This window comes from Mariniflexile sp., assembly GCF_052728615.1.
This window is the reverse complement of sequence record NZ_JBFVFE010000024.1, coordinates 22,869-47,152: the sequence shown is the minus strand read 5'-3', so window position 1 is coordinate 47,152 and position 24,284 is coordinate 22,869. Positions and strand designations below refer to the sequence as shown.

General features: G+C 34.9%; 22 protein-coding genes. 7 read left to right on the top strand and 15 right to left on the bottom strand.

Annotation, left to right across the window (positions count from 1 at the left end; all coding sequences use genetic code 11):
* Positions 1-67 precede the first annotated feature (67 nt).
* The 4 genes from leuD to ACU1LP_RS10650 all read right to left on the bottom strand — a co-directional run bounded on the left by leuD (position 68) and on the right by ACU1LP_RS10650 (position 3,674).
* Positions 68-664, bottom strand: coding sequence for a 3-isopropylmalate dehydratase small subunit (gene leuD, locus ACU1LP_RS10665; RefSeq protein ID WP_445736239.1), 597 nt, complete (start codon positions 662-664; stop codon positions 68-70).
* An 86-nt stretch (positions 665-750) separates the two neighbouring features.
* Positions 751-2,145: a 3-isopropylmalate dehydratase large subunit gene (leuC, locus tag ACU1LP_RS10660; protein WP_445736238.1), complete on the bottom strand. Its 1,395-nt coding sequence runs from the start codon at positions 2,143-2,145 to the stop codon at positions 751-753.
* 231 nt (positions 2,146-2,376) lie between these two features.
* Positions 2,377-2,763 (bottom strand): acyl-CoA thioesterase, encoded by a 387-nt coding sequence (locus ACU1LP_RS10655; RefSeq protein ID WP_445736237.1) that lies wholly within the window; start codon positions 2,761-2,763, stop codon positions 2,377-2,379.
* 8 nt (positions 2,764-2,771) lie between these two features.
* Entirely contained in the window at positions 2,772-3,674 is a 903-nt protein-coding gene (locus tag ACU1LP_RS10650) for a DUF72 domain-containing protein (protein ID WP_445736236.1), read from the bottom strand.
* 176 nt (positions 3,675-3,850) lie between these two features.
* Between ACU1LP_RS10650 and ACU1LP_RS10645 the strand changes: the two genes are divergently transcribed.
* Together ACU1LP_RS10645 and ACU1LP_RS10640 are read left to right on the top strand one after the other, a co-directional pair.
* Positions 3,851-4,267 carry a glyoxalase gene (locus ACU1LP_RS10645; protein ID WP_445736235.1) on the top strand — a complete coding sequence of 139 codons (417 nt, stop codon included), beginning with the start codon at positions 3,851-3,853 and terminating at the stop codon, positions 4,265-4,267.
* A 7-nt stretch (positions 4,268-4,274) separates the two neighbouring features.
* Positions 4,275-4,721 carry a hypothetical protein gene (locus ACU1LP_RS10640; RefSeq protein WP_445736234.1) on the top strand — a complete coding sequence of 149 codons (447 nt, stop codon included), beginning with the start codon at positions 4,275-4,277 and terminating at the stop codon, positions 4,719-4,721.
* Here ACU1LP_RS10640 and ACU1LP_RS10635 read toward each other — a convergent pair.
* Entirely contained in the window at positions 4,714-5,391 is a 678-nt protein-coding gene (locus tag ACU1LP_RS10635; RefSeq protein WP_445736233.1) for a DUF2461 domain-containing protein, read from the bottom strand. The genes ACU1LP_RS10640 and ACU1LP_RS10635 overlap by 8 nt on opposite strands.
* A gap of 81 nt (positions 5,392-5,472) precedes the next feature.
* Positions 5,473-6,030 (bottom strand): hypothetical protein, encoded by a 558-nt coding sequence (locus ACU1LP_RS10630; RefSeq protein ID WP_445736232.1) that lies wholly within the window; start codon positions 6,028-6,030, stop codon positions 5,473-5,475.
* A 929-nt stretch (positions 6,031-6,959) separates the two neighbouring features.
* Here ACU1LP_RS10630 and ACU1LP_RS10625 point away from each other — a divergent pair.
* A complete protein-coding gene (locus ACU1LP_RS10625; protein WP_445736231.1) occupies positions 6,960-8,105 on the top strand; it encodes an MFS transporter in 1,146 nt (381 codons plus the stop codon).
* Positions 8,106-8,378: 273 nt separating this feature from the next.
* Here the strand turns inward: ACU1LP_RS10625 and ACU1LP_RS10620 are convergent, their stop codons facing one another.
* The 8 genes from ACU1LP_RS10620 to ACU1LP_RS10585 all read right to left on the bottom strand — a co-directional run bounded on the left by ACU1LP_RS10620 (position 8,379) and on the right by ACU1LP_RS10585 (position 16,577).
* Positions 8,379-8,558 carry a T9SS type A sorting domain-containing protein gene (locus ACU1LP_RS10620; protein WP_445736254.1) on the bottom strand — a complete coding sequence of 60 codons (180 nt, stop codon included), beginning with the start codon at positions 8,556-8,558 and terminating at the stop codon, positions 8,379-8,381.
* A gap of 222 nt (positions 8,559-8,780) precedes the next feature.
* Complete coding sequence (locus ACU1LP_RS10615; RefSeq protein ID WP_445736230.1) at positions 8,781-10,688, bottom strand: site-specific DNA-methyltransferase; 1,908 nt, start codon at positions 10,686-10,688, stop codon at positions 8,781-8,783.
* Positions 10,689-10,838: 150 nt separating this feature from the next.
* Complete coding sequence (locus tag ACU1LP_RS10610; RefSeq protein WP_445736229.1) at positions 10,839-11,660, bottom strand: KilA-N domain-containing protein; 822 nt, start codon at positions 11,658-11,660, stop codon at positions 10,839-10,841.
* 2 nt (positions 11,661-11,662) lie between these two features.
* Positions 11,663-14,377: a restriction endonuclease gene (locus tag ACU1LP_RS10605; protein WP_445736228.1), complete on the bottom strand. Its 2,715-nt coding sequence runs from the start codon at positions 14,375-14,377 to the stop codon at positions 11,663-11,665.
* Entirely contained in the window at positions 14,377-14,694 is a 318-nt protein-coding gene (locus ACU1LP_RS10600) for a helix-turn-helix domain-containing protein (protein ID WP_445734645.1), read from the bottom strand. The genes ACU1LP_RS10605 and ACU1LP_RS10600 overlap by 1 nt, the downstream gene beginning before the upstream one ends.
* A gap of 296 nt (positions 14,695-14,990) precedes the next feature.
* Positions 14,991-15,353, bottom strand: coding sequence for a helix-turn-helix domain-containing protein (locus ACU1LP_RS10595; protein ID WP_445734646.1), 363 nt, complete (start codon positions 15,351-15,353; stop codon positions 14,991-14,993).
* A 4-nt stretch (positions 15,354-15,357) separates the two neighbouring features.
* Positions 15,358-15,603: a type II toxin-antitoxin system HigB family toxin gene (locus ACU1LP_RS10590; RefSeq protein WP_445734647.1), complete on the bottom strand. Its 246-nt coding sequence runs from the start codon at positions 15,601-15,603 to the stop codon at positions 15,358-15,360.
* Between the two features lie 251 nt (positions 15,604-15,854).
* Complete coding sequence (locus tag ACU1LP_RS10585; RefSeq protein ID WP_445734648.1) at positions 15,855-16,577, bottom strand: DUF6088 family protein; 723 nt, start codon at positions 16,575-16,577, stop codon at positions 15,855-15,857.
* A 289-nt stretch (positions 16,578-16,866) separates the two neighbouring features.
* On the opposite strand from ACU1LP_RS10585, the gene ACU1LP_RS10580 reads away from it, so the two are divergent.
* Positions 16,867-17,145: a Txe/YoeB family addiction module toxin gene (locus ACU1LP_RS10580; protein WP_445734649.1), complete on the top strand. Its 279-nt coding sequence runs from the start codon at positions 16,867-16,869 to the stop codon at positions 17,143-17,145.
* A 1,164-nt stretch (positions 17,146-18,309) separates the two neighbouring features.
* Here ACU1LP_RS10580 and ACU1LP_RS10575 read toward each other — a convergent pair.
* Positions 18,310-19,161 carry a DUF2911 domain-containing protein gene (locus tag ACU1LP_RS10575; RefSeq protein ID WP_445736227.1) on the bottom strand — a complete coding sequence of 284 codons (852 nt, stop codon included), beginning with the start codon at positions 19,159-19,161 and terminating at the stop codon, positions 18,310-18,312.
* A 500-nt stretch (positions 19,162-19,661) separates the two neighbouring features.
* Between ACU1LP_RS10575 and ACU1LP_RS10570 the strand changes: the two genes are divergently transcribed.
* The 3 genes from ACU1LP_RS10570 to ACU1LP_RS10560 are packed head-to-tail and all read left to right on the top strand — an operon-like array spanning position 19,662 to position 24,192.
* Positions 19,662-20,555 carry an ABC transporter ATP-binding protein gene (locus ACU1LP_RS10570; protein ID WP_445732669.1) on the top strand — a complete coding sequence of 298 codons (894 nt, stop codon included), beginning with the start codon at positions 19,662-19,664 and terminating at the stop codon, positions 20,553-20,555.
* A gap of 58 nt (positions 20,556-20,613) precedes the next feature.
* Positions 20,614-21,438, top strand: coding sequence for an ABC transporter permease (locus ACU1LP_RS10565; RefSeq protein ID WP_445736226.1), 825 nt, complete (start codon positions 20,614-20,616; stop codon positions 21,436-21,438).
* A gap of 24 nt (positions 21,439-21,462) precedes the next feature.
* Complete coding sequence (locus ACU1LP_RS10560; RefSeq protein ID WP_445732671.1) at positions 21,463-24,192, top strand: T9SS type B sorting domain-containing protein; 2,730 nt, start codon at positions 21,463-21,465, stop codon at positions 24,190-24,192.
* Positions 24,193-24,284: the final 92 nt, after the last annotated feature.

Sequence of the window (24,284 nt, the reverse complement as noted above, 5' to 3'; positions counted from 1 at the left end):
TCAAAAAAAGACTTTGCAGGATTTGAAATTTTTTTATTGTTGAAGTTCAATTAATTAAAAATTAGATTTATAATAGCAAGCCTTCCGCAAACGTTTCGATGTCTCCTTTTATGTTTTGTAAATAATCAATGTCATCAAAACCATTCAACATGTTTTCTTTTTTGTAACTATTGATTTCAAAAGATTCTTGGGCTCCAGTTGAAAGAATAGTGATGGTTTGATTTGGAAGATTGACTTCTAATTCCGTATTGGGATCATCGTAAACAGCGTTGAAAATTTGCTCTGAAAATTCTGGACTTACTTGTACAGGTAAAACGCCTATATTTAAACAGTTGCCTCTGAAAATATCGGCAAAAAAACTAGAAACCACACAACGGAAACCATAATCGTAAACCGCCCAAGCCGCATGCTCTCTTGAAGAACCAGAACCGAAATTCTTTCCTCCCACTAAAATTTTGCCTGTATAGATAGGATTGTTGAGTACAAAACTCTCTTTTGGCGTATTGTCGTTATTGTATCTCCAATCGCGGAATAAATTATCGCCAAAACCTTCACGTTTGGTCGCTTTTAAGAAACGAGCCGGTATAATTTGATCGGTATCCACGTTTTCCAAAGGTAATGGCACCGCGGTGCTTTTTAGTGTAGTAAATTTATCGTAAGCCATTTTTTTAGGTTAAAAGTTAGAAGTTAAAAGTTAGAAGTTTTTGAAATCCTTACTTTAATTTTTAACTATTCATTATTAATTTTTAATTACATCAAATCCCTAGGATCCGTCACAACGCCCGTTATAGCAGCAGCAGCAGCCACAAGAGGACTAGCAAGCAAGGTTCTGGAACCTGGTCCTTGACGGCCTTCAAAGTTTCTGTTAGAGGTACTTACCGCATATTTTCCAGCAGGCACTTTATCGTCGTTCATCGCTAAACATGCTGAACAACCGGGTTGTCTTAAAACAAATCCAGCTTCAGTGATAACATCCAAAATACCTTCTTTTTTAATTAATGCTTCCACTTCATGCGACCCTGGTACTAACCAAGCGGTTACATTAGCTGCTTTTTTCTTGCCTTTTACAATCGATGCAAACGCACGGAAATCTTCAATCCTGCCATTGGTACAGCTTCCTAAAAACACATAATCCACTTTTTTCCCAATCATGGAGTCGTTTTCACCGTACCCCATGTATTCCAAAGATTTCTTATAAGTGGCAACACCGCCTTCTACAGCTTCTGCTTTTGGGATATTTTTAGTAATGCCCATACCCATTCCCGGATTGGTTCCGTAGGTAATCATAGGTTCAATATCGCTTGCTGAAAAAGTCAGTTCTTTATCAAACGTAGCATCGGCATCCGTTTTCAACGTTTTCCAATGGGCAACAGCTTTGTCCCATTCAGCACCTTTAAGCGATAATGGCCTTCCTTTTAAATAAGCAAAAGTCGTTTCATCTGGCGCAATCATACCACCACGCGCACCCATCTCTATGGAAAGGTTACAAACCGTCATACGGCCTTCCATGGTCATGTTTTCAAAAACATCGCCTGCATACTCCACAAAATAACCTGTAGCACCAGAGGTTGATAATTTTGAAATAATATATAGAGCGACATCTTTGGGCGTTACCCCTTTTCCTAATTGCCCATTCACATTGATGCGCATTTTTTTAGGTTTTGGTTGCATGATACATTGTGTGGATAATACCATTTCAACTTCCGAAGTGCCAATACCAAAGGCAATAGCGCCAAAAGCACCGTGTGTGGAGGTGTGTGAATCACCGCAAACAATGGTTGCACCCGGAAAGGTAATACCGTTTTCTGGCCCTACCACGTGTACAATCCCGTTTTTTTGATGGCCTAATCCCCAGTGGCTAATGCCGTATTCGGCTGAATTATCCTCTAAAGCTTTTAATTGGTTTGCAGATAAAGGATCTTCAACGGGTAAATGTTGGTTTATGGTCGGTGTATTATGGTCTGCCGTTGCAAAAGTACGTTCTGGATATAATACTTTTAAACCGCGACTTTTCAACCCAAGAAATGCTACGGGACTTGTAACTTCGTGAATAAAATGGCGGTCTATAAAGAATACATCGGGTCCTCCTTCAATCTTTCTCACCACATGCGAATCCCATACTTTGTCAAACAATGTTTTGCTCATATTGTATTAATTTAATTTAAATCTTTATGAATATTTTTTTGCTAATATACCTGATTGGGCAAAAGGCTTGCAAAGTTAGCAAAAACTACCGTTTTTATTAAGCTTATAACAAGATTTAGACCCGATGCTTATTTATTTTTATAGTATTATTAATGGAAACTGGAAAAATCGACAATCTTTTAATAGAATAGCAGGATTGATTGTAAATTTTAAAGCCAATATCATTTAAAATTACCTCAATCTATCTTCAACATATTCTATTTGGGTTTTTCCGTGCGGTTTTGCTTTTCCATCGGGTCCCACATTTACCATAACGATGTTTGAAATGGTAATGATGGTTTCGTGGGTCATTTTGTTTCTAACTTCACAGCTCAGGGTTAAAGAGGCTTTTCCGAAATTAACAACGTCAATACCTATTTCCACAATATCGCCTTGTTTTGCCGAGGCTTTAAAATCTATTTCGCTTATGTACTTGGTTACCACTTTTTGGTTTTCAAGCTGTATGATGGTGTACAAAGCGGCTTCTTCGTCTATCCATTCCAACAATCGGCCACCAAACAGCGTTCCGTTGGCATTCAAATCTTCTGGTTTTACCCATTTTCTGGTGTGAAATCTCATAATATTATTTATAGTAAAGTTTGTTGTCCGTCATCATTTCCATTAGGAATTACCAAATTATATCCTAACTCTTTGTTCAATTTTTTTATAAAATAGGCTGAAAGCAATGGGGATTCTTTTTCGATATTTTGATGAATGAAAAAGTCTATTTCCTTGATACCTTGATGTTTCCAATCTTTCAATCGCTCGGTCCAATCGTCCAAACGGTTATAATCGCTTGCATGGTTGGCGCCCACGTAACGCACAAAAGCCGTTGCATTGGTTAAACGCATGTGCATAATATCGCGTCTTCCGGCAGAATCCACAATGATATTCGAAATATTATTGGCTTCCAAAAGCTGGTACAATGCTTCTGCAATAGCTTCGTCGTTATACCAATCGGTGTGTCTAAATTCTACAGCCAAAGGCATTTCTTTAGGCCATTCTTCAATAAATTTAACAACCCTGTCAAAGTCTTTTGGAGCGAAATTATCATTCATCTGCAAAAAAATCGTCCCTAATTTTTCTTTTAAGTTCGATGCATTGTACAAATAGTTTTCAACCACTTCCTTGGTTTCCTGCAAACGCTTCCAATGGCTAATCTCTTGATTCAGCTTCGGAAAAAATTTGAATCCTTTTGGTGTTTTATCATACCAAGTCGCAAATTGTTCTGCAGGAAAAATTCTGTAAAAAGTAGCATTCAATTCAATGGAATTAAACTGGCTGGAATAATAAACCAACTCATCTTTGGTGCCTTTTGGGTAAAAACCCTTTAAATCGGTTTTATTCCATTTGGCACATCCCACATAAATTTCGGGTACCGAAGCGGGGTTATCGTGTTTAAATTTACTTAAAACACGCTGGGTATCAGGATGATCTGGTGGTAAGGCAAAATCTATGTTTTCAGGGGTATTGACGCGTCCGAATTTCATTTTAATTGGTTATTAGTTTATAGGTTATCAAGTATCGAAACAAAACAATAATCTGCAATATTTTTCAGGTTTAAAGATAAAAATTTCTATGTTGTTAATAACCCCGTTAACAACTATAAATGCCCCAAAAGCGTTTAAGTTTTAATATTCAATACTTTTAATAAAACTCTAGAACCATGAACACACGACAATTCAATCTAAAAAGCATTCGTCCTGAAATTTTAAGCACCACCATTAGCGATACTATGAGCAATGATGAGCGTTTTCAAAATTTAGTACTTCGCCCTGTAATAAAATTGCAAAATGATTTGTTTATTGAAGTTTTTAAAAACTATATTGCCAAACATAAAATGGTGTTTTACAACTACACTTTAGAGAAGCGTTTATTATATATTGACAACGCCATTAATAAAGATATAAAATTCCGTAATTCGCTAAAAGGCATGGTGATAGGTTTGTTTACTGTTGAAGAATATATGGTTTATATTGAAAATTCCTCGGCATTGAACAAGCGCATGATGCACATTGTAAAAGATCGATTAATTAGTAACATGCAACTTTTTGAACAACCAGAAGTGCTAAAAGCAGTTTAAATATTTAATGACAACAAAACAAAGACTATTGCAAATTTGTAATGAAAGCGTAGATAAACGTATTAATGATTACAAGGAAGAAATAAATTTAATTAAGGATTCTATTGAGAGTAACGACAAGGGAAACGCGGAAGGTGACGACTCTGGCAGCGGCAAATTGTTAAACGATTTGGAAAAAAACATGGCACATTTAAACGATGCCAAAAAAACCAAAGAGTATTTAAGTACCATAAAAACGAATGTTGAAACCACCGATGTTGTTTTAGGCAGTATTGTAAAAACGAACGTCATGAATTTTTATATTTCTACCAGTATTGGTAAAATAGACCTTGAAGATGGGACTTTTTACGCCATTTCGGTAAACTCCCCTATTGGGCAATTATTAATAAATAAATCGGTAAACGCTAGTTTTGGGTTTAACCAAAACAAATACACCATTACAGAGATTATATAATGGACACGCCATTTAAATTGGTAGTCAACACATCGCTCATATAATTAAAATATGGGCGAATGGTTTTAAATGCTGTTCCTACTTCATTTAAAAAGTTTTCATCCAGCACTTCTTTGTCGGTATATTTTTTAACGAAAATATATTGTTTCTTTTTTATCAGATCGATGGCTTTGTGATCTGTATCAAACCCTCTTGGTGCTGTTTTAACTTCGTCGCCAACAAAACCGCCCCAAACGCTGTTAAGGTTTTTATCTTTTAGAATTGTTCTTATTTCGCTATCATCCATTTCAAATTCTTTACGCATACGAAGCAAATCCGCAGGCGCAGGCTCCCAAAAACCGGTAGCAATAAAACTTTCATTATTTGGTTGGATATGCAAATAATAACCACCTCTTAATTTAGGGTTTGTTCTATGGAAGGAACCTCCAAAATATGTTTTGTAAGGTAATTTGTCTTTTGAAAAACGTACATCGCGATAAATACGGAACATTTTAAGTTTATCAACGTCATCATGTTCATTCAAATTTTTCAAAACAGCATTGTAAAAAGTTTTCACCTCTTTTTCAATGGTTTTAAATTCCGGTTTATGGTCGTTAAACCAATCTCTATCATTATTTTTTTGTAAAACCTTAAAGAATTCTAAGGCTTCCTTTGGGATTTTCGGATTCATATTATCTGATTATGATTATAATTTTCTAAAATACAAAAAAGTCCTACCAAAGCAGGACTTTTAAAATATCTTAACAGGCATCTATTTATTTTTCTCTACTAAAATAAATTCTTGACTGATAACGTTTTTGGTATTTTTATCATAATATTCGATAGTAAAACTTCCATCATCATTAAAATAACCAATACCCGTATCATGGCCATTGTCAAACAAATAATGGTTTTCTCTGTTGAATTTAACAATGTTACCATAGTTGTCCGGAGTATCTTTGTTTTCAATTAGAACAGAAAAACCATTATCTACTTTGTTAAAGTTATACTGTTTACCGTCATATTGGTAATAACCAACTTCTGTTTTAGAATCATAAACCCTGTCCTTTCCGTTTGAAACTTCAATGGTTTTATTGATTTTAACAGGGCTTTCCACAATATCTTTATCCCTTTTGTTCTCATCTTTTTCAGCAAATTCAATACCTTGTTCTGCCCGAGTTGTTACTTTAACCTTCTTCTCAACTATTTCCGATCCATTATTGGTTTTTACTGTTTTAATGGTAGATTCTTCTGAAATGTTTTTAGGTTGCTGTTGTGCCCATATAGTACCGGCAAAAAACAATGCACAGATATAAATTATATTTTTCATCGTTATAAGTTTTAAATTGTTAATACGGTGTAAAATTACAATATAGGGGCACTTACTATGTTATATGTTTTTTATGATAAGTTGTATAATTTTCATCCAAACATCCATTAAATTGCTGTTTTTGTTAATGAACTGGTTTAAACTTTTTCAATTGGCTGCAAAATGATATCCCCCCACTTTTCGTCTTTTTTATAACTCCGTAACGATGCCATGCAGTTCAAACAAGCCTTCAATTGAGCAAAAAACCTCTTCACGAAAGATCGGGATTTCACTTCAATCCAAAAATTTTAAACCAGTTCATTACTAATATGAGCAGCTTGGTTTGATAACTTCTAATTCTCATTCAAGATATACCTGGCATACATTCAAACTTGCTACTTTAAATCATTGTTGTCGGGGGAAGAATCAAGACCACTTCGCTGATAGTCCCGATTGCTATCGGGAAAAGAACATAGACTGGATTGTAACCCATTGATAAACAATTTGATTTTTTTTAGGATTTTTGATAACTCTATTTTTTTTGTATAAATTTAAAAAGCTAGCCCAAAAGTCTGATATTAATTAGAAACGCCTAAAAATGCACATATTGATGCACTATAAATATTTTAACCGGACAACAATGGATCATAATATTAAAAACAATAATTTTGTAGGATCGATATTATAGTAATGAACTGGTTTAAACTTTTTGGATTGAGGCGAAAATTAATCATTTTGTGGCCAGTTGAAGACTTTTTTCAGTTGCATAGCATCGCTACGGAAGTAAAAAAAGACAAAAAATGGTTGCAAAAGGATAATTTTTTAACCAATTGAAAAAGTTTAAACGAGTTCAATATCAAAAAAAACATAATATTACACCATTTCTTAACCTTGAAAGCTGTAAGCCACCGTGTTTAAAGGATTGTTACTAAGTGTATCTGAAAGTGCCCATGGATTTAAAAAACAAACACCGCATAGCTTTAAGCACCTATTTTTTTCTGTCGGGTATTTGTTTCGCTTCTTGGGCTTCGCGAATTCCAACCATCAAAACGAATTTCAACTTGAATGAAGCCGAATTGGGCACCATTCTTTTGGCAATGCCTATAAGTTCTTTAATAGGGCTTCCAATTTCAGGATGGTTGGTCTCAAAATTTGATAGTAGAATTCCGTTAATAATATCTTTTATAGGGTTTTTAATAGCACTTTCAAGTATCGGTTTTGCAACAACCCCTTTTTTGTTGGTGGTATCCGTTTGTGTATTTTCTTTCTGCATGAGAATCTTAAACATTGCCGTAAATACGCAATCCATTACGCTACAAAAAATGTATGAAAAACGTATTGTTGGTACTTTTCACGGACTTTGGAGTACAGGTGGTTTGGTAGGGGTAGCTTTTTCAACGCTTATGGTTAAAATGCAAATAACCATGCCCATACATTTCCTTATAATTTCATTGATTACCCTGTTTACTGCACTTTACACATACCGGTTTACGATTAAAAATGATAAATCGCCAACGGGCAATAAATTAATATTCGGCAAACCAGACCCTTATATTTCATATTTGGGCATACTCATTTTTTTCGGGGCCCTCAGTGAAGGCGGTATGTTCGATTGGAGCGGTGTCTATTTTAAAGAAGTAGTGAACGAACCTGTTTTTACCTACGGCTATTTGTTTTTTATTATGAGTATGGCATTTTCCAGATTTTATTCCGATAGGTTAATGAACCTATTTGGCTTAAAAAAGCTATACGTTTTAAGCTCCGTATTCATTTCATCCGGTATTTTCATTGCGGTGTTATTTCCATTTTTCTGGACGGCACTATTTGGTTTTGGTTTAGTAGGATTTGGTACGGCAGCCATTTTTCCAATGACCCTGGCGTTGGCAGGAACCTCAAAAAAGTATTCGCCCGGAATGGCCATTTCAATAGTTACCACCTATGGAATAGTGGGTATGTTCATAGGGCCGCCGCTTATAGGTTATTTGGCGCATGCCTTTAATTTAAAGTACGCCTTTATCCTGCTAATTATTGTCGGATTCATGTTTATTCCGGTATCGCGCGCATTTTTTAATTATCAATCAAAACATAATTTATAGTTTTTGGGCTGGAAATACCATCAGAAAGAATGTTTAAAAAATAAAAGATAAAACGCTAGTTGTTTGTAAAACAGCACAGCTGCTTTCAATTGCAAAAAAAGCTCTAATCTCTTAGGGCTTTTAGCTCCCGATATATCTATCGGGATGGTGGTCTGGACGGACCCGAATTTAAGTTGGAATATCATTATTATTCCATTCCTAAATGGTTATTTCACATACAGAGAAAACATATCTTCAATTTGAATGCATTGTTGAAAGATTATCAAAAACCTATTACACAACTACTTTTTTAACAACAGTATTTTCATCAGAATCTTTAATAAGCATTAAATAAGTACCTGATACAAGTTTTCCAATTGAAACCTGGTTATCAATCACTTTTTGAATATCCAATACTTTTTTTCCTGTTAAATCAAATAACGTCAAGCTAGAAATAACTTTGTTGGATTTAATATTGATAATACAATGTCGTTTAGTTAGTGATATTTCATAATCGTTTGTAATTCATGGAGTAAGGTATCTTTGGTTTTTTCTTTCGTGGGTTAGCACACAGCGTCATCAAGAATACTTTTGCATGGTAATCCTGTTTAACTGCTTTTACCTTAACTTCTAAAGTTTTAGATTTTCCATTAATTAGAACGTATATCCAATCTTATTTTTGTTCTTCTTCCATCTCTAAAACGCCTTAAAATTATCTTTCATATAGTGCTTTAAATTCCATTTTTTGGTGGTATCCAAGGCACGTTCCAGTACAATAAGTTTTTGCTGCATGTTTTTCTTAAAGTATTCTACGGTTTCTTCTGCCAAATCGCCATCTAAACACACCAAGGTTTCTTTATCGCCATCTGTGGCAAAAAGGATTTCGTTTTTGGTAAATTGCTCTTGCTTGGTTAATGTATAATTGAGTTTAAAACCGTTTTTAAGCAAAATTTCTGTTATCAGCTCTTCTTTGTTGAAAGCGTTAATTAACTGTGCCTCTTTGTCTTTTATGTACTTTTTAAGGGCTTCAACGTTTTCGGCATGCGATTTTTCTGGGTCGGGTGCATATTCTACTCTTGGAAAATTGGATTTTTGGAGTTTGAATACTTTAAAACCGAGACCAGAATTTTTAGAATACGCTATCGTGTCTTCTGCTACCATTTCAAGAGGCAGTTCTCCTTTTTTCTTCTCCTCTTTTTCTTTTAACTCTTTTTGTATTTTAGCTACCACGCGTTTGTTACGCTCAATAGTAATGTCGCTTATTTTTTTGTAACCCGCTTTGTATGCTTCGCTTTTCTCGTCGGTGGCTTCGGGAAGTTGTACTAATATGTATTTTCTGTTGCCACCATCTTCTTGATTGAGTTCTGTTATGGCTTGACCTGTTGTTCCGGAACCTGCAAAGAAGTCGAGGATAAAATCATCTTCTTCAATTATTAAGTTCAAAATTTTCTTAATTAATGAAGAAGGTTTAGGTGTATCGAAGTAATTCTCTTCAAATAAATTAAGGATTTCTTTTTTACCTTCTTTATTAGTTGCAATATCATCCCAGTAATTTGTTGTAGGCTGACCTTCACTATCTTGAGCGTAAATCACTCTTTGCGGCACACCATTTCCATCTTGACCAAAATACACTAATTTATCTTCTACTAATTTTTTATAACTAATCTCTGGATAAGCCCATAATCTAAAATGTTTTTTTCCATTGGGATTACTTATATCATATTCATATCCACCACCTGAAAGTCCTTTTGACACAGTTATTGGTACTGGCCTCCACTTGCCTTCAGGAAATTCCTTGTTTGGATCTTTATAGCTGTCTTTTATATATTTCTCTGAAAGAGGCTCAAGTTTAAATATTGTTGATTCAGATTTTGCATAAGACATTATATATTCACCTTGAATAGATACGTTTTTAGAGTCGCTTGATATTTCCTTTTTTCTTTTCCACATAAAAGCGGTTATAAAATTCTCCTCCCCAAAAACTTCATCACACAATTTTCTTAAATGGTGTACTTCGTTATCATCAATGGAAATAAAAATAACCCCATCTTCTTTTAGCAACTGCCGTGCAATAAGCAAACGGCTGTACATCATATTTAGCCAATTGGAATGAAAACGCCCATCTGTTTCGGTGTTTGTGTCTATTTTAAATCCGTTTTCGGTTACTTCGGCATCTTCCCAATATGCCGCTTTATCCTGGTTAAACTTGTCGGAATACACAAAGTCCTTGCCGGTATTATAAGGCGGGTCTATATAGATGCACTTTACCTGTTCGCGGTAACTGTTGCTAAGTAGTTTTAATACGGCAAGGTTTTCGCCTTCAATAATGAGGTTGTCGCTTTCGGTTGGGTTTACGCTTCGGTGTTCGTCATATACCAATGTGGCATCGGTAGGCGTAAAAGCCTCACGTTTTGCGTTGCTTTTTCCAAACCAACGAAATTCGTAACGTTCGGTTTCGCTTACTAAACTGGGGTTAACTACTTTTTTTAGTTCGTTTATATTAAGTTGACCATCATTGGTAAACAAATCGGGCATTATATTTTTAAGTTGCTCTAAACGTTCTTTGTTCCAATCGTGCGATTGTGTGTTTTCTAATAATTCCATTATATAATTTTGGTTTTATTCAAATGTTATTTTTTATAATACTATTTGTTTTTTATTTTAATGCTTCTCCACTTTCAACTTTTATTGATAAGTGATAATGAGACCAACTCAATTCGGGGCGCACTGTGTCCCGTATTGAGTCATAGTCTATTACAGTTTTTTAATAGTTGAGTTATTAATAAGCGATTTCATTTGTGAAATGGCAATCTTGTTGAGTTGCTCTAATCTGTTTTGTTGAATAACACCCTGATTAATCAACAAAGCATTGATACTTTCCAAATTAGATAAAACTACCAACTGCTGAATTGTAGCCAAATCTCTAACATTCCCTTTTTCGTTTGGATTACTATCGCGCCATTGCTTAGCCGTAATGCCAAAAAGTGCCATATTGAGTACATCGGCTTCATTTGCATAAATAATGGCTGTTTGACTTTTACTGAGTTCAGCAGGAATTAGATTCTCTTTGATAGCATCTGTATGAATTTTGTAATTTACTTTAGACAAGGTTCTTTGTAGATTCCACTCCAAATTCAGTCGATCACTTTCATCTTGTTTTAGGCGTTGATATTCTTTAATTATGTAGAGTTTAAATTCTATTGAAACCCAAGAAGCAAACTCAAATGCAATATCTTTATGGGCAAAAGTGCCACCATAGCGTCCAGATTTTGAAACGATTCCAATGGCATTTGTTGTTTCAATCCATCGTTTTGGTGTTAAAACAAAGCTATTTAGTCCAGCTTGTTTTCTAAACCCCTCGAATTCGAGGGGTTTAAAATCAGGATTATATATTTGCTCCCAAAATCCCAAAAGTTCAATAGTATTTCTATTTCTCAACCAGTTTTGAATGATGGCATCTGTATGAGAACTGTCTTTGTATCGTGCAATGTCGGTCAAGGAAATATATTCCTCCTTTGCTTGTGCTGAAATGGTTATTTCAGCACCTAAAACGAATATCTTTTTATTCTTCGCCATCTTTATTTTTCTGTTTCATTAGTCATAAAATTTACAGCATCTGTTTTAAAGTATTCATACTCTTTTACAGGCGCTTTGTATTGTACTTCTACGCCCAAAGCTGCAAAGTGTTTCATGGCACAATTTATCTTATAAACTTCACTTTCCTTGAGTGCTTTTTTATCGTTAATATCGTTTGTTCCTTTGGTTTCAATAACAAAATAAAAAGCACTCTCTTTTCCATCACGCAATTGCTTACGTTTCATTACGATTCCAAAATCTGGATTATAATTACCAATAGGCGTTGGAATTTGATAATACGCAGGTAGTTTCATAAAGCAAACCACATCATCATCTTCATCTGTAGCGAATGCAAAATTTCTTTCAATATCACTATCTACCAACATTTTATCATAAAAACCTCTTTTGGGTGTATCACGGTATTGCTTGTTTTCAACTTGTTTTACAAAATCTTCAAATTCAAAAGGAAATGTTTCATCTGTTAAATGATAGTTCAGTCCTCTTACCATTTCTTCCAGTTCAATATTTCTAATCAAAGCAGAAGCCAGTTGAATAAATTGCGGGGGATTTTTGGCGAACGAATTGTAGTTTACTTCATTAACAATCTTAAAAGTGGTATTATAACTAATGCCGGTGTTTTCACTAATTTCTTCCACTAAATCTAAAGCGGTGTAATGCGCTTTTAGCCTGTAACTTTCAGTACCGCCAAACGAATCTTCTATACCATCTTCAAAAATAGAGCCAATGGAGCGGCTACTTACTTCTGCTACATAATCGGCAATTTCAATGCTATTTAAGGCCTCAATACATCTGTTAACCAATGCTATTTCATCAAAACTTACCGTATAGTTTGTTTTTTTTGCCAACGCATTCCAGAATTTTTTAAATGCTTGATTGACCGTTTCGTTTTTACTGCGTTTAAAATGGACTTGATCTTGTTTTTCGCCTTTGTGCGTGTGTGTCATTCCTGCACCAGCTTGTTTAGTGCCATAAACTTCTTTTATTTCTTCTTGATATTGGGTTACAAAGGTTTCGTAACTTTCATTGGGAATTACTGTTAGTTGATTGATTCTTTCATCATCTGAAACGGTTAAACTATCATAAACACGTTGTCCATGTGTATTGACACAAATACGCAAACCACGACCAATTTCTTGTCGTTTTTTAATTTCTGAATAGGAGTTGCTAAGCGTTGCAATATTGAAAATGTTTGGATTATCCCAACCAACACCCAAAGCGGAATGCGAAAAGATAAACTCAATTTTATTGGCCACAGAATCTCCAAAACTCAATAATTCTTTTTTATCTTTAAGAATAGCATCAAAAACTTCTGAGTTTTTGCGCATGGAGTTTTCGTTGTCTGTGTATTCCCCTTTTCCCGTTTGCGCAAAATAAAAACCTTGGATAGCATCAATATGCTCCACAGTTGGCTCTTGGTTGTTGTGAAATTCAGGATAAATTTCTTTGTACTTTTCTATAAATAGCTTTTTAATTATAGGTTCTTCACTCATGTAATTTGCCACTTTATCAATAAAAATGAGTGAAAGACATTTAATGCTTTTTTCTTGTAGCTTTTGTTTTTTAGTAAAGTGCCGAATAATGAGCCATTCTAATTGCAAATTCCAAATACTTTGAATATTACCTGAAGATTGTTTTTCAAGAATCTCTGTTCCATTGGTGAATGAAACGGACCATTTTTGAGTTCTTAGACTCTTATTTATTCTTTCAATTTTATAATTGAGATAACTAGGATTATTGGTTGCATCACCCAAATTATCGCCATCTTTCAACCATTTAGAATCTTTGAATTCTATTTTTCCACTTGCAGCTTGATGCCATGCTCTTATTTTTACTTGAATAGCGTTTTTTACATTTTTAGTTTCTGAAAGTTCAAGTTTTAAAGTGGCTTCATCATTTTTTTCAGTAACGGTTAAAACCTCTATTTTCTTCACTAAACCTTGTTGGTAACTGTCATAAGGTGTTAAACGGTAAATTTTGTTTTTTGAAACTTTATGAGTTGCCGAAAATCTGATTTTAAAAAAGGGATTGAGTTTTGCAATTTGCTTGATAGAATTGTCCGTATCCATTCCTTCCTGCGGTTCATCCATTATAATTATAGGATTGGTTCTACCAATGGCGTCTATAAATGGAATATTTGCAAAAAGATCTTCTCTTTTGGCTTGGTTTAAAATTTTGTCTTCAGAATTGAACGAAGCCAAAGTCATTACCATTATTTGGGGATGCTGTTCCTCAATAAAATTGGTTACTTTATTTAACTTTTTGCTATTGTATTCAAACGATTTTGGTGTAAATCCATAAATGTCTTCTAACTGTTTTTCAAAGGTAGAAAGCGTACTTAAAACGCCTTGTCTAATAGCAACAGATGGTACAAGAATTATAAATTTAGTAAAACCGTAATGTTTGAATAATTCGTAGATACTTTTAATATAAACAAGCGTTTTACCTGTTCCAGTTTCCATTTCGATGGTTAATTCTTGTTCCTCCAAAAGCTCTGCAACATCATTACTAATGGTATTTTCTTTTAATACAGCGTTTATGTTTTTGGTAATTTGCTCAGGTGTAAGTGAACAAACATTTGAACGAATACCATCAGCAGAAGCATTATCAAACGTGTTTTTTGCTGAACCTTCAAAAACGTTTACTACAGATTTAATGGCGGTTTCTTGATACTCAAGTAACTCTAATTTAAGTTCCATTACTTTTCGTTATTCTGTTTGTTTATATATTTTATTTTTTGCTCAGCTACTTTCAGGGCTTTTTCTCCCAACGCTTCGTCTTTTATTTCATAAAGTATTCTTTCACTTAAGAACTGAACAAGTAAATCCTCTTTGTCCAAATCTAGAACATCTGCAAGCTTTATAATTTGTTCCTTGCTTGGTTTTCGTTCACTTCTTTCAATTTTGCTGAGTATGGCCGTATCAATATCCAATTCAGCAGAAACGTGTCTTAAAAGCAATCCTTTTTCTTCTCTTTTTTCTCGAAGTAGTTCACCTACCAACTTACTGTTTTTCATTTGTGAATTATTAATAGATTAAATCAACTTGACAATATTTGTCAAATATAACTGGATATTTTCAAATATTCCTCATATTAAGTAGTAATTTAGATATTGATTCTCGACGTTGAAAAAAAAACCGCTCTAAGGCGGTTTTTCTAATAGGTAATCATAAATTCTTTAATCGCATAATTTACTTCCCCGATGCAATATGTAACTATCCTGTGAGCACTGTACTTTAGAGCTTTCAAGGTGTAAATATGGTGTAGTATTATGCTTTCTTAATGATAGGCTAATGTTTTTCTTATCGATTTTTATTGCAAAATAATATCACTGTCGATATTCAATTTTTGATGCAAAGCTTTGGCAACATTTAATGTAATCTCCCTTTTACCATTCAGATAATCGCTGATTCTCGAAGCACTTGTGTTCAAGAGGGTTGCCAAGTCTTTTCTTTTTAGCCCCATTTCAAACATTCGCAACTCAATCATTTCTTGCAGCGTTGGCAGCCCTATGGGGAAATGGATTTCTTCGTATTGCTCTATGATGTCGCTGATATTCATAAATTCTTTTGCCAAAGGATCATCTATTGGTATATTGTCATCAACGACATCTATCAATTCTTCCAATCGTAGATTTGCCTTTATATATGCTTCATGACTTATTAATTTGCTCATAACTTTATAATTTATCTATATCCTTAATTTTGTCGTAATTTTTGTGACTACCTACCCATCGGATTAGCACTTTCTTAAACTTGAATCTTACAATTGCCACTATTCTGTAATGATTACCCTTAACGTTGAAAACAAATCTCCCATTGCCCACATTGTCTGCCGAATTGAAAGTGTTCTTTAAATCTGCTAAACCATCCCATTCCGCTTTTTTTGGTAATTTTAAACCAATCTCGCAGTGCTGTTGTGGCACTGGTTTCTTTCGAAAAATAATCCTTTAGCTTTTTGAATGAAATAATGTGCATTGGATGAGAATTCTGATTTACAAATATAGCTAAAAATTACATATTATGTTAGTTAATTACATAAAATGTAATCCTTATTATTTTAAGTAGTAAATTTTGTTGTTCCGATAATCCTTTTCCGCATGAATTCCAGCAATTTTTAATTTCTTTGCAGTAATTCATATAGCATCTTGAAAAACTTTTATATCCTGATGGAGCTTCATACTAAATTCCAATTTTCCCTAATTGGAAGTTCTTTGCCAATAACCGTTTTGTATTCTGAAAATGGGTTTAAACTTTCTTTTAGAGTTTGTATTGATTCATATTTCTGCAAGTTTTCAAGTAAAGCACCTAGGATAGCTCTAGTCCTTGGAGGATAAACCAAGGCATATTCTATGGTCTCTGCCAATTTTTTTTTAGACATTTCTTTTATCATATTACTCAATATGACAACCGCTGATTTTGGGTCTAAATCTGAAATTTTATTAATATCTTTTAATGCATCTAAAAATCCTAATTGTTGAAAATTATCATTTGTTACCTCTACATAACTTTTGACTGGTGTAGCTTTAATATTTCCAGCTTGTACATAGATTCGTTTTCCTCTACTGGCTATTTTAATTTTAGCGGCTACTTGTCTAGTCAATCCCATTTGGTTATACAAAGATGCCCCTGTAACGTAGGCAATACGAGAATTACCTTCAAAAAGATATGGTTTCAACAGCTCTGTTTCGCTCGGTTTAAGCTCACCAAAAACAGTACTTTGCGGCTTATAAAACTTACCATTGGCTACTTTTTTAATAAGCCCTTTTTTTTGTAAGCGTTCCAACGCTTTTGCTGCCGTTATATATTGGTCTTTAGGTATTTTTAAGTCTTTATAACCAAAGGTTTTGCCCAACGGAAACAATTTTATCTGATTTGCTATTTGAGTTGCTGTATTCATACACTTGCAAAAGTACAAATAAATATTATATGTCAACTTTTTTGCTCAAAATACTTGACATAATATAAGGTGTTCTAGTTATAACTTAAGCTTTCACTTCTGTTTGGTTATAAACAAATTCCCATTAGAAAAAATACGAGATAATTCGTAAATTTTACGGACTCCTATAAAAATTACTAACAAAGTTGTATTATCATAAAGCTTAAAATTTGGCAAGTTAGTAACATATTCTACTTCCCGATGTAGAATTAGTTCCTTATAATGAAGATGAAATCCAATTGGCACTTTAATGAACATTGATTTCACAGCGCACGGTTGGGACGATTTCACATATTGGTTAGAAAACGATACGGATACAGTTTTTAAAATAAAAGAATTGATAAATGGAATCAAACAAAATCCATTTAAAGGATTGGGAAAACTTGAACCCTTAAAGCACGGACCCAAAGGATTTTGGTCGAGGAGAATTACTGGTGAGCACAGACTTGTTTACAAAGTTTATGGCAAGAAGGGAATCGACCAAAAATGTACAATTATACAATGCCGATTTCATTATGACGACAAATAAATCCAGTACGTTTTAACATACAAACGTTAAACGAACCCTTTCTAAAACACTCATTAAATGAAATTTGCCTTGCTTCTTTACATCATTATCATCTTGGGTTTGTTTGTTTTGGGTTTAAAAAACAACAAAAATAACGAGCAAAAGCTCAGGGCAAACGCTTTTATGGACTTAATGATCTTTGCGGCCCCGATAGCCATAGGAAGAGCCTCCCCACAATAGCGCATGTAGTTGATATTCGGTTGTTTTATGTTAAATTCAGGTTGTTCAGTGAAAGAAAACTGAAAAACAACTTTGGCACCTGGAAAGGAACTTGTTTTTACATTAAAACCATGGCCATGTTGCTTTTTCCATCATCTATGTCCCTTTAGGGACAAAATATGGGCAGCGGCAATTATATCGAGGAGTGGATTCGTGCCTTTGGGTACGACAGATGTGATCTATGTCCCTTTAGGGACAAAATATGGGTAGCGGCAATAATATCCAGGAGTGGATTCGTGCCTTTAGGTACGACAGATGTGATCTAAGTCCCTTTAGGGACAAAATATAGGTAGCGGCAATTATATCGAGGAGTGGATTCGTGCCTTTAGGTACGACATAGGGCAGCATTGAAAGAAGAATATTTGCAATCTGATTTCATGTATGGCATTGTTTTAAAATCCGCTTTCCCATCCTGTACCTAAAGGCACAGAAAACCAGTATTAATATGCCACTACCTAAATGAAGTCCCTAACGGGACAGGGCAAACGCTTTTATGGACTTAATGGTCTTTGTGGCCCCAATAGCCATCGGGACGTGTAATACTTTGTGTGCCTTTGTGTTACAGCTATTGCACTGAGATACACAAAGCAAAAAACCAGTACATAAAGGAGTTTATCATGAGTTATATAAGAACATTTTTTAAAGGCGCTTGCCCTGGCAAAAGCTTCGCAATAGAAAAGGTAAAAATTTTAAAGAAAACTACAAAATAAAAAAAGAAGAGAGAAAAGAATCCACAATCAAAGATGCTATTTAGCCATTAAAGCAGAAATTTTTATTAAGATTGGATTTCCAAACCAGTCGTAGATTCCAAAAAATAAAGACCTCCCACAGCTTTATAAAACCCGTGAGAGGTCTTCAAAATATATAATATAATCTATAAAAAGTGAAGTGTATTGATCTTCTAAATTACTTCGCTCCCCATTCTTTTAAAGAATCCTTATTCATTTTTACATAATCGGCATTTCCAGCAGCTTGGGCAGCAGCCAACGATTTTTTAGCGGCGGCAATCGCCCCTTTGGTATCACCTGCCTTCGCATAAATTAAGGATTGTTGTCTTAATTGCCAAAAAGCTACTTTATCGCCAGACATGGTAATGGCTTTATCTATCCACGTTTTGGCCTGTTTTATATCTTTACCTTCTTGTAAATAATAAACAGCTGCTGCATAATAATCATTTCCTGTCGGTGCGCCGTTCATAACTTCATTGATGTTAGTAAGAACCATCTCGTCTGTTGGCACCTCTATTTTTATCCCTACATATACATCTTCCCAAAGCATACCTAAAACAGCAGAATTACTGGTTAGGTCATCAAAGGTCATGGTAAAGGTTTCAATTTTCATGGGCATTTTATAAACCTTTGCAGTTGCCTTGGCAGCCACTTTAGTTTCATCCCAGGTTTGCGGTGCTCCGCTTCCATCATAATCGGTATAAAAATATACCTCCCAATTCTCAGCTGCCGGCTTTGTGAAAATAGCATACGAACCTGCTTTAAGCGTTTGTCCATCAACCTTGATATCTGTACTAAAGGTAATTTTGGTTCTTGAATTTGCACCGGTTCTCCAAATTGTACCGAAAGGCACCAAATCACCAAAAATGGTACGCCCACGCATACTGGGTCTGGAATATTCAAGAGTAACATCGGTAAGTCCTACTTTTTGCTCCATTTTAGCTGACGGGCTTGGTTGTGGCGTTGAAATTTGAGCATTTATGTTCAAAACGAACGTAAGCCCCAAAGCGATCAATAATAATTTTTTCATAACGATTGTGTTAAATTACATTTTAATTAGCCCTAAATTTACATATATCCATGTCGTTTTTAGTTAACAAAACCTTAAATTAAGATGTTTTAAATTTATGCGGTATTATTGCGGCGTGTAGTTGCCCACTCCTATTTAAATTTATTGCACATGACAAAAATATCATATAGTATTAAAATAATATAGCTATTGACCCCTCCGCCTATTGGCACCTCCCCTTAAAGAAAGGGAGGACTTCATTCCGCCTATCGGCATACCGAATTTAATTCGGCACAGGCTCTCCCCTTAAAAAAAGGAGGACTTATTAAGGGGCTTATATTTAATGATTTGTGTTTTATTAAATTTTGTCATGTACATAAATATACATTATAAAAAACGGGAACAGATTTTAAAATTTTACTGAACTTTACATAAATTGGCGTAACAAAATACACAGTCGCTCGTCATACCTAAATAACCAACCCATGCAGAATCCATATTCTTCATAAAAACACATCATATTGGAACCTATACTCACCATTAACAATCTTACAAAAAAATTTGGTTATTTAACCGCTGTAAAAAACTTATCGTTTACCATAAACAAAGGCAATGTGTACGGTATTTTAGGACCGAATGGCAGTGGAAAATCCACTACTTTAGGCATTGTTTTAAATGTGGTGAATAAAACCGGTGGCGACTTTAAATGGTTTAACGGCGAAGTAACCACGCACAATGCCCTAAAAAAAGTGGGCGCCATTATAGAACGCCCCAACTTTTACCCCTACATGACGGCAAAACAAAACTTAAAATTAGTTTGCAAAATAAAAGGCGTGGCGTTGACTAAAATTGAAGAAAAACTGGAAATTGTTGGACTTTTAGAACGAAAAGACAGCAAGTTCAGTACTTATTCTTTAGGTATGAAACAGCGCTTAGCCATTGCCTCTGCCCTATTGAACGACCCCGAGATTTTAATCCTGGATGAACCAACCAATGGATTGGATCCACAGGGCATCCATCAAATTCGAGGCATCATAAAAGAAATTGCCGCCAATGGTACCACCATATTACTGGCATCGCATTTGTTGGATGAGGTTGAAAAAGTATGCTCGCACGTGGTGGTGCTTCGTAAAGGTGAAAAACTGTATTCTGGCAGAGTGGACGACATGATTTCAAGCCATGGGTTCTTCGAGCTTAAGTCTAACAACCAAGAGGCCTTATTAAAATTTATTGGGAACCATCCCGCATTTGGCAAGATCAAAATCTCAGGGAATTTAGTAACTGCCTTTTTAAATGAACCCATGAAATCGGATGATTTTAACAAACAATTGTTTGAAAAAGGCATCATTCTTACCCATTTAGTGCAACGTAAAGAAAGTTTGGAAGAACAATTTTTGCAATTAACGGACAAATAAATTCCAAAAAAAAATAAGTTCCATCCCGATATCTATCGGGACCAAAAAAAACAGCCAAATGTTACGACTTTTAAATTTAGAATTACAAAAGCTATTACTTAATAAAGCCAGTAAAGTGCTTATTTTTATATCTTTTATTTTGCCCTTCTTTGTGATCCTACTTTCATCGATAAGAATAAATGTCTTTGGTTTTTTTACCTTGGAATTAGGGGAGTTGGGCATCTTCAACTTCCCCATTATCTGGCATTTAACCACCTTTTTTGCATCGCAATTCAAATTCTTTTTTGCTATTGTAGTGGTGAGCATGATAGGCAATGAATACAGCAATAAAACCTTAAAACAAAATTTGATTGATGGATTGAGCAAAAAGGAATTTATCCTTTCAAAATTTTACACGATTGTTTTCTTTTCCCTTGTTTCAACGGTATTGATTTTCATCATTTCACTTGGTATCGGGTTATATTATTCAAGTTATAACGAAATATCCATAATCATTATGGATACTGATTTCTTAGTGGCTTATTTTGTTAAGCTCATGGGCTTTTTTAGCTTGTGTTTGTTCTTCGGAATGCTGGTAAAACGGTCTGCTTTCGCATTGGCTTTTCTATTCATACTTTTTATTTTGGAATGGATTGTTTTTTGGCTCATCGCATGGAAATCTGATTCAAATTTCGCTGGAAAAATCCAGAACTTCTTCCCTTTAAAATCCATGTATAACCTCATCGACCAGCCCTTCCAGCGTATCGCGATGACCAAGTTTCCTGACAAATCCAATTTGGCTTACGATTTTGGGGTGCATTGGTACGAAATTGCCATTGTGTTAGGTTGGACTGCTATATGTATCTTTTTATCGTACAGATTGTTAAAAAAACGGGATTTGTAATTTCTTTTAATAGATTTGTTACCTATGGTTAAAAAACTATTGATAGCAGTCTTTTTTTTATTTGGAGTTTTAAGTTTTGCGCAAAACCAAGCTTCCAATTGGTATTTTGGTTATGGTGCCGGCATTAAATTCAATCCACTGGACAATACTGTTTCGGCCGTAAGCGACGGTCAGTTATTTACCGTTGAAGGCTGTACTTCCATTTCGGACGATTCGGGAAACCTATTGTTTTATACGGATGGTTCATGGGTTTGGAATAGAAATCACAATATCATGCAAAATGGTGCTGGATTATATGGCGATGCCTCAAGTACGCAATCTGCCATTATTGTTCCTAAACCCAATGATCCTAATATTTACTATATTTTTACGGTTGACAATCAAAAAAACAACAATAACAACATCAATTTAGGGTTAAACTATTCTGAGGTTGATATCAGGCTTGATGGTGGCTTGGGTGCGTTAACAAACAAAAATATCAATTTAGTTAAAGAGTCTTCCGAAAAAGTATCCGCTGTTATAAAAGATTGCTTAACAAAATCCATTTGGGTGGTCACTTTTGCTTCTAAAGATCAAATATCAGACACATTTGATACTTTTTATGCATTTGAAGTCAGCAACTCTGGTGTCAGCACCACTCCTGTCATTTCAACATTTAATACGCTAGTTATTACTGATGGTAGAGGCTATTTGAAACTATCGCCCGATGGTACTAAAATGGCCAGCGCCAATGCCTCTGAAGGCTTATATTTATTTGATTTTGATGCCAATACCGGTAGTGTAAGCAACCCGCTGCCCATAAAAATGTCGGGGAACAGTATTTATCCTTATGGTGCAGAGTTTTCTCCTAACAGCAAATTATTGTACATTCATTATTCCAATGATTATTTTGGTGAGGATAGAGATAATCCATCAACACATACCTCTTCCTTGGTTCAATATGATCTAACGGCTCCCAACATTCAAAATTCCGCCGTTATTATTGATGACAGGCAACTTTATAGAGGTGGCTTACAATTGGGGCCGAATGGCAAAATATATAGGGCTTTAAGTGCAACATATGATCAAGGGACACAATATTTGGGAGTTATAAATAATCCTAATGGTTTAGGGATCTCTAGCAGCTATCAACATAATGCTATTGGTTTATCTCCAAATTATTCTTCCCAAGGATTGCCTCCTTTTATTGCATCGTTTTTTGCTGAAAAAATTGATATTATACGGAAAACCAATTCTACAACAACCAATTTACCGCTGTGCGATGGCACTACATACACCTTAAAAGGGGCTGATATGCCCACTGCCAGCTATACTTGGACGCGAAATGATGTACTGTTACCAGAAAATGATTTTGATTTGGTTGTTTCGCAACCTGGAATTTACAAAGTGCTGATAGATCCAAAAACGGGCGACTGCGAAGCGCTGTTGGAAGGTGTTGCCGTAGTTACATATAGCCAAAACCCTGTTGCTTATAATACCGTGCTTACGCAATGTGATGAAGATGGGATTCCTGGTGGCTATACACGTTTTAATTTAAATGAAGCAAATACTGCATTAACTGGTGGTGTAAGTGGTTTGTCCACTAAATTTTATTCAGATATAGCCAACACCATAGAATTGGACGCCGCTAATTTTAACTATAACACAGACAATCCACAACCCGTCTATGTGAAAGTTATCAATGACATTACGGGATGTTTTGACACTTCTGAATTGACCCTGAATGTCAGCTTGACACAAATTGATGATTTCCCTTATGTGGTATGCGATGAAACTGGATCTGAAGATGGTATCAACACTTTTAATCTGGAAGATATAACGTTGGAAATACAGGCATTGAACAGTATAACAGACCCCGTTATCTATTACAAAACCTTTGAAGATGCCTTATTGGAAAAAAATAATATAGGCGTAACGTTCAAAAACAACATACCTTATTCACAAACTATTTATACGCGTATTGAAAGCAACAACAGTTGTTATGGCATTGGTAAAGTGCATTTAACCATAAATAAATTACCAAACATTAAGCCTGATGATGTCGCGCTATACTGTCTGAATAAATTCCCTGAAACCATTACCCTAAATGCTGCCGTATTAAACGAATCGCCCAATAATTATACTTATTTATGGTCCACGGGAGAAAGTTCGTATCAAATCGATGCCAATGAAGCAAAAACATATACCGTTACCGTTACCAGCAAACTAACTGGCTGTTCTAAATTAAGGACCATTCAGGTAGAACCTTCCAATATTGCCTCTTTCAACGCTAATGAACCCTATAAAATTATAGATGCCTCACAAAACAATATGGTTTCTGTTTTTGTTACAGGTGAAGGTATTTATGAATACAGGTTACTCGATGAGTTCAACACCGTTTATGCTCCATACCAAGAAAGCAATACGTTCGAAAACGTAAAACCAGGTATTTATTCCATAACAGTGAGGGATATTAAAAATGACTGTGGTACCACACAACCGCTCAAAATTTCGGTTATAGGATTTCCGAAAGTGTTCACTCCCAATGGCGATGGATTTAATGATACTTGGCAGGTGTACGGCATTACCTTTCAACCAAATTCTAAAATAATGATTTTCAACCGCTTCGGAAAACTGATAAAGGAAGTGGATCCCAAAGGGGAAGGCTGGAACGGCATGCTGAATGGCGAAATACTGCCCGTGGATGATTATTGGTTTTCCATACAACTTGAAGATGGTAGGATTTTTAAGAACCATTTTACTTTAAAACATTGATATTTTACTTGAAAACCAATTAAAAGGCGTTTCGACTTATTCTTTTGCGGTTCATCCAAATATTATCTATTTTTCGCCGATAATGAATTTGG

What these genes read in the sequence shown, in the direction of transcription:
- leuD (WP_445736239.1), bottom strand. Translation starts at nt 664, where the DNA reads ATGGCTTACGATAAATTTACTACACTAAAAAGCACCGCGGTGCCATTA.
- leuC (WP_445736238.1), bottom strand. Translation starts at nt 2,145, where the DNA reads ATGAGCAAAACATTGTTTGACAAAGTATGGGATTCGCATGTGGTGAGA.
- ACU1LP_RS10655 (WP_445736237.1), bottom strand. Translation starts at nt 2,763, where the DNA reads ATGAGATTTCACACCAGAAAATGGGTAAAACCAGAAGATTTGAATGCC.
- ACU1LP_RS10650 (WP_445736236.1), bottom strand. Translation starts at nt 3,674, where the DNA reads ATGAAATTCGGACGCGTCAATACCCCTGAAAACATAGATTTTGCCTTA.
- ACU1LP_RS10645 (WP_445736235.1), top strand. Translation starts at nt 3,851, where the DNA reads ATGAACACACGACAATTCAATCTAAAAAGCATTCGTCCTGAAATTTTA.
- ACU1LP_RS10640 (WP_445736234.1), top strand. Translation starts at nt 4,275, where the DNA reads ATGACAACAAAACAAAGACTATTGCAAATTTGTAATGAAAGCGTAGAT.
- ACU1LP_RS10635 (WP_445736233.1), bottom strand. Translation starts at nt 5,391, where the DNA reads ATGAATCCGAAAATCCCAAAGGAAGCCTTAGAATTCTTTAAGGTTTTA.
- ACU1LP_RS10630 (WP_445736232.1), bottom strand. Translation starts at nt 6,030, where the DNA reads ATGAAAAATATAATTTATATCTGTGCATTGTTTTTTGCCGGTACTATA.
- ACU1LP_RS10625 (WP_445736231.1), top strand. Translation starts at nt 6,960, where the DNA reads ATGGATTTAAAAAACAAACACCGCATAGCTTTAAGCACCTATTTTTTT.
- ACU1LP_RS10615 (WP_445736230.1), bottom strand. Translation starts at nt 10,688, where the DNA reads ATGGAATTATTAGAAAACACACAATCGCACGATTGGAACAAAGAACGT.
- ACU1LP_RS10610 (WP_445736229.1), bottom strand. Translation starts at nt 11,660, where the DNA reads ATGGCGAAGAATAAAAAGATATTCGTTTTAGGTGCTGAAATAACCATT.
- ACU1LP_RS10605 (WP_445736228.1), bottom strand. Translation starts at nt 14,377, where the DNA reads ATGGAACTTAAATTAGAGTTACTTGAGTATCAAGAAACCGCCATTAAA.
- ACU1LP_RS10600 (WP_445734645.1), bottom strand. Translation starts at nt 14,694, where the DNA reads ATGAAAAACAGTAAGTTGGTAGGTGAACTACTTCGAGAAAAAAGAGAA.
- ACU1LP_RS10595 (WP_445734646.1), bottom strand. Translation starts at nt 15,353, where the DNA reads ATGAGCAAATTAATAAGTCATGAAGCATATATAAAGGCAAATCTACGA.
- ACU1LP_RS10585 (WP_445734648.1), bottom strand. Translation starts at nt 16,577, where the DNA reads ATGAATACAGCAACTCAAATAGCAAATCAGATAAAATTGTTTCCGTTG.
- ACU1LP_RS10580 (WP_445734649.1), top strand. Translation starts at nt 16,867, where the DNA reads ATGAACATTGATTTCACAGCGCACGGTTGGGACGATTTCACATATTGG.
- ACU1LP_RS10575 (WP_445736227.1), bottom strand. Translation starts at nt 19,161, where the DNA reads ATGAAAAAATTATTATTGATCGCTTTGGGGCTTACGTTCGTTTTGAAC.
- ACU1LP_RS10565 (WP_445736226.1), top strand. Translation starts at nt 20,614, where the DNA reads ATGTTACGACTTTTAAATTTAGAATTACAAAAGCTATTACTTAATAAA.
- ACU1LP_RS10560 (WP_445732671.1), top strand. Translation starts at nt 21,463, where the DNA reads ATGGTTAAAAAACTATTGATAGCAGTCTTTTTTTTATTTGGAGTTTTA.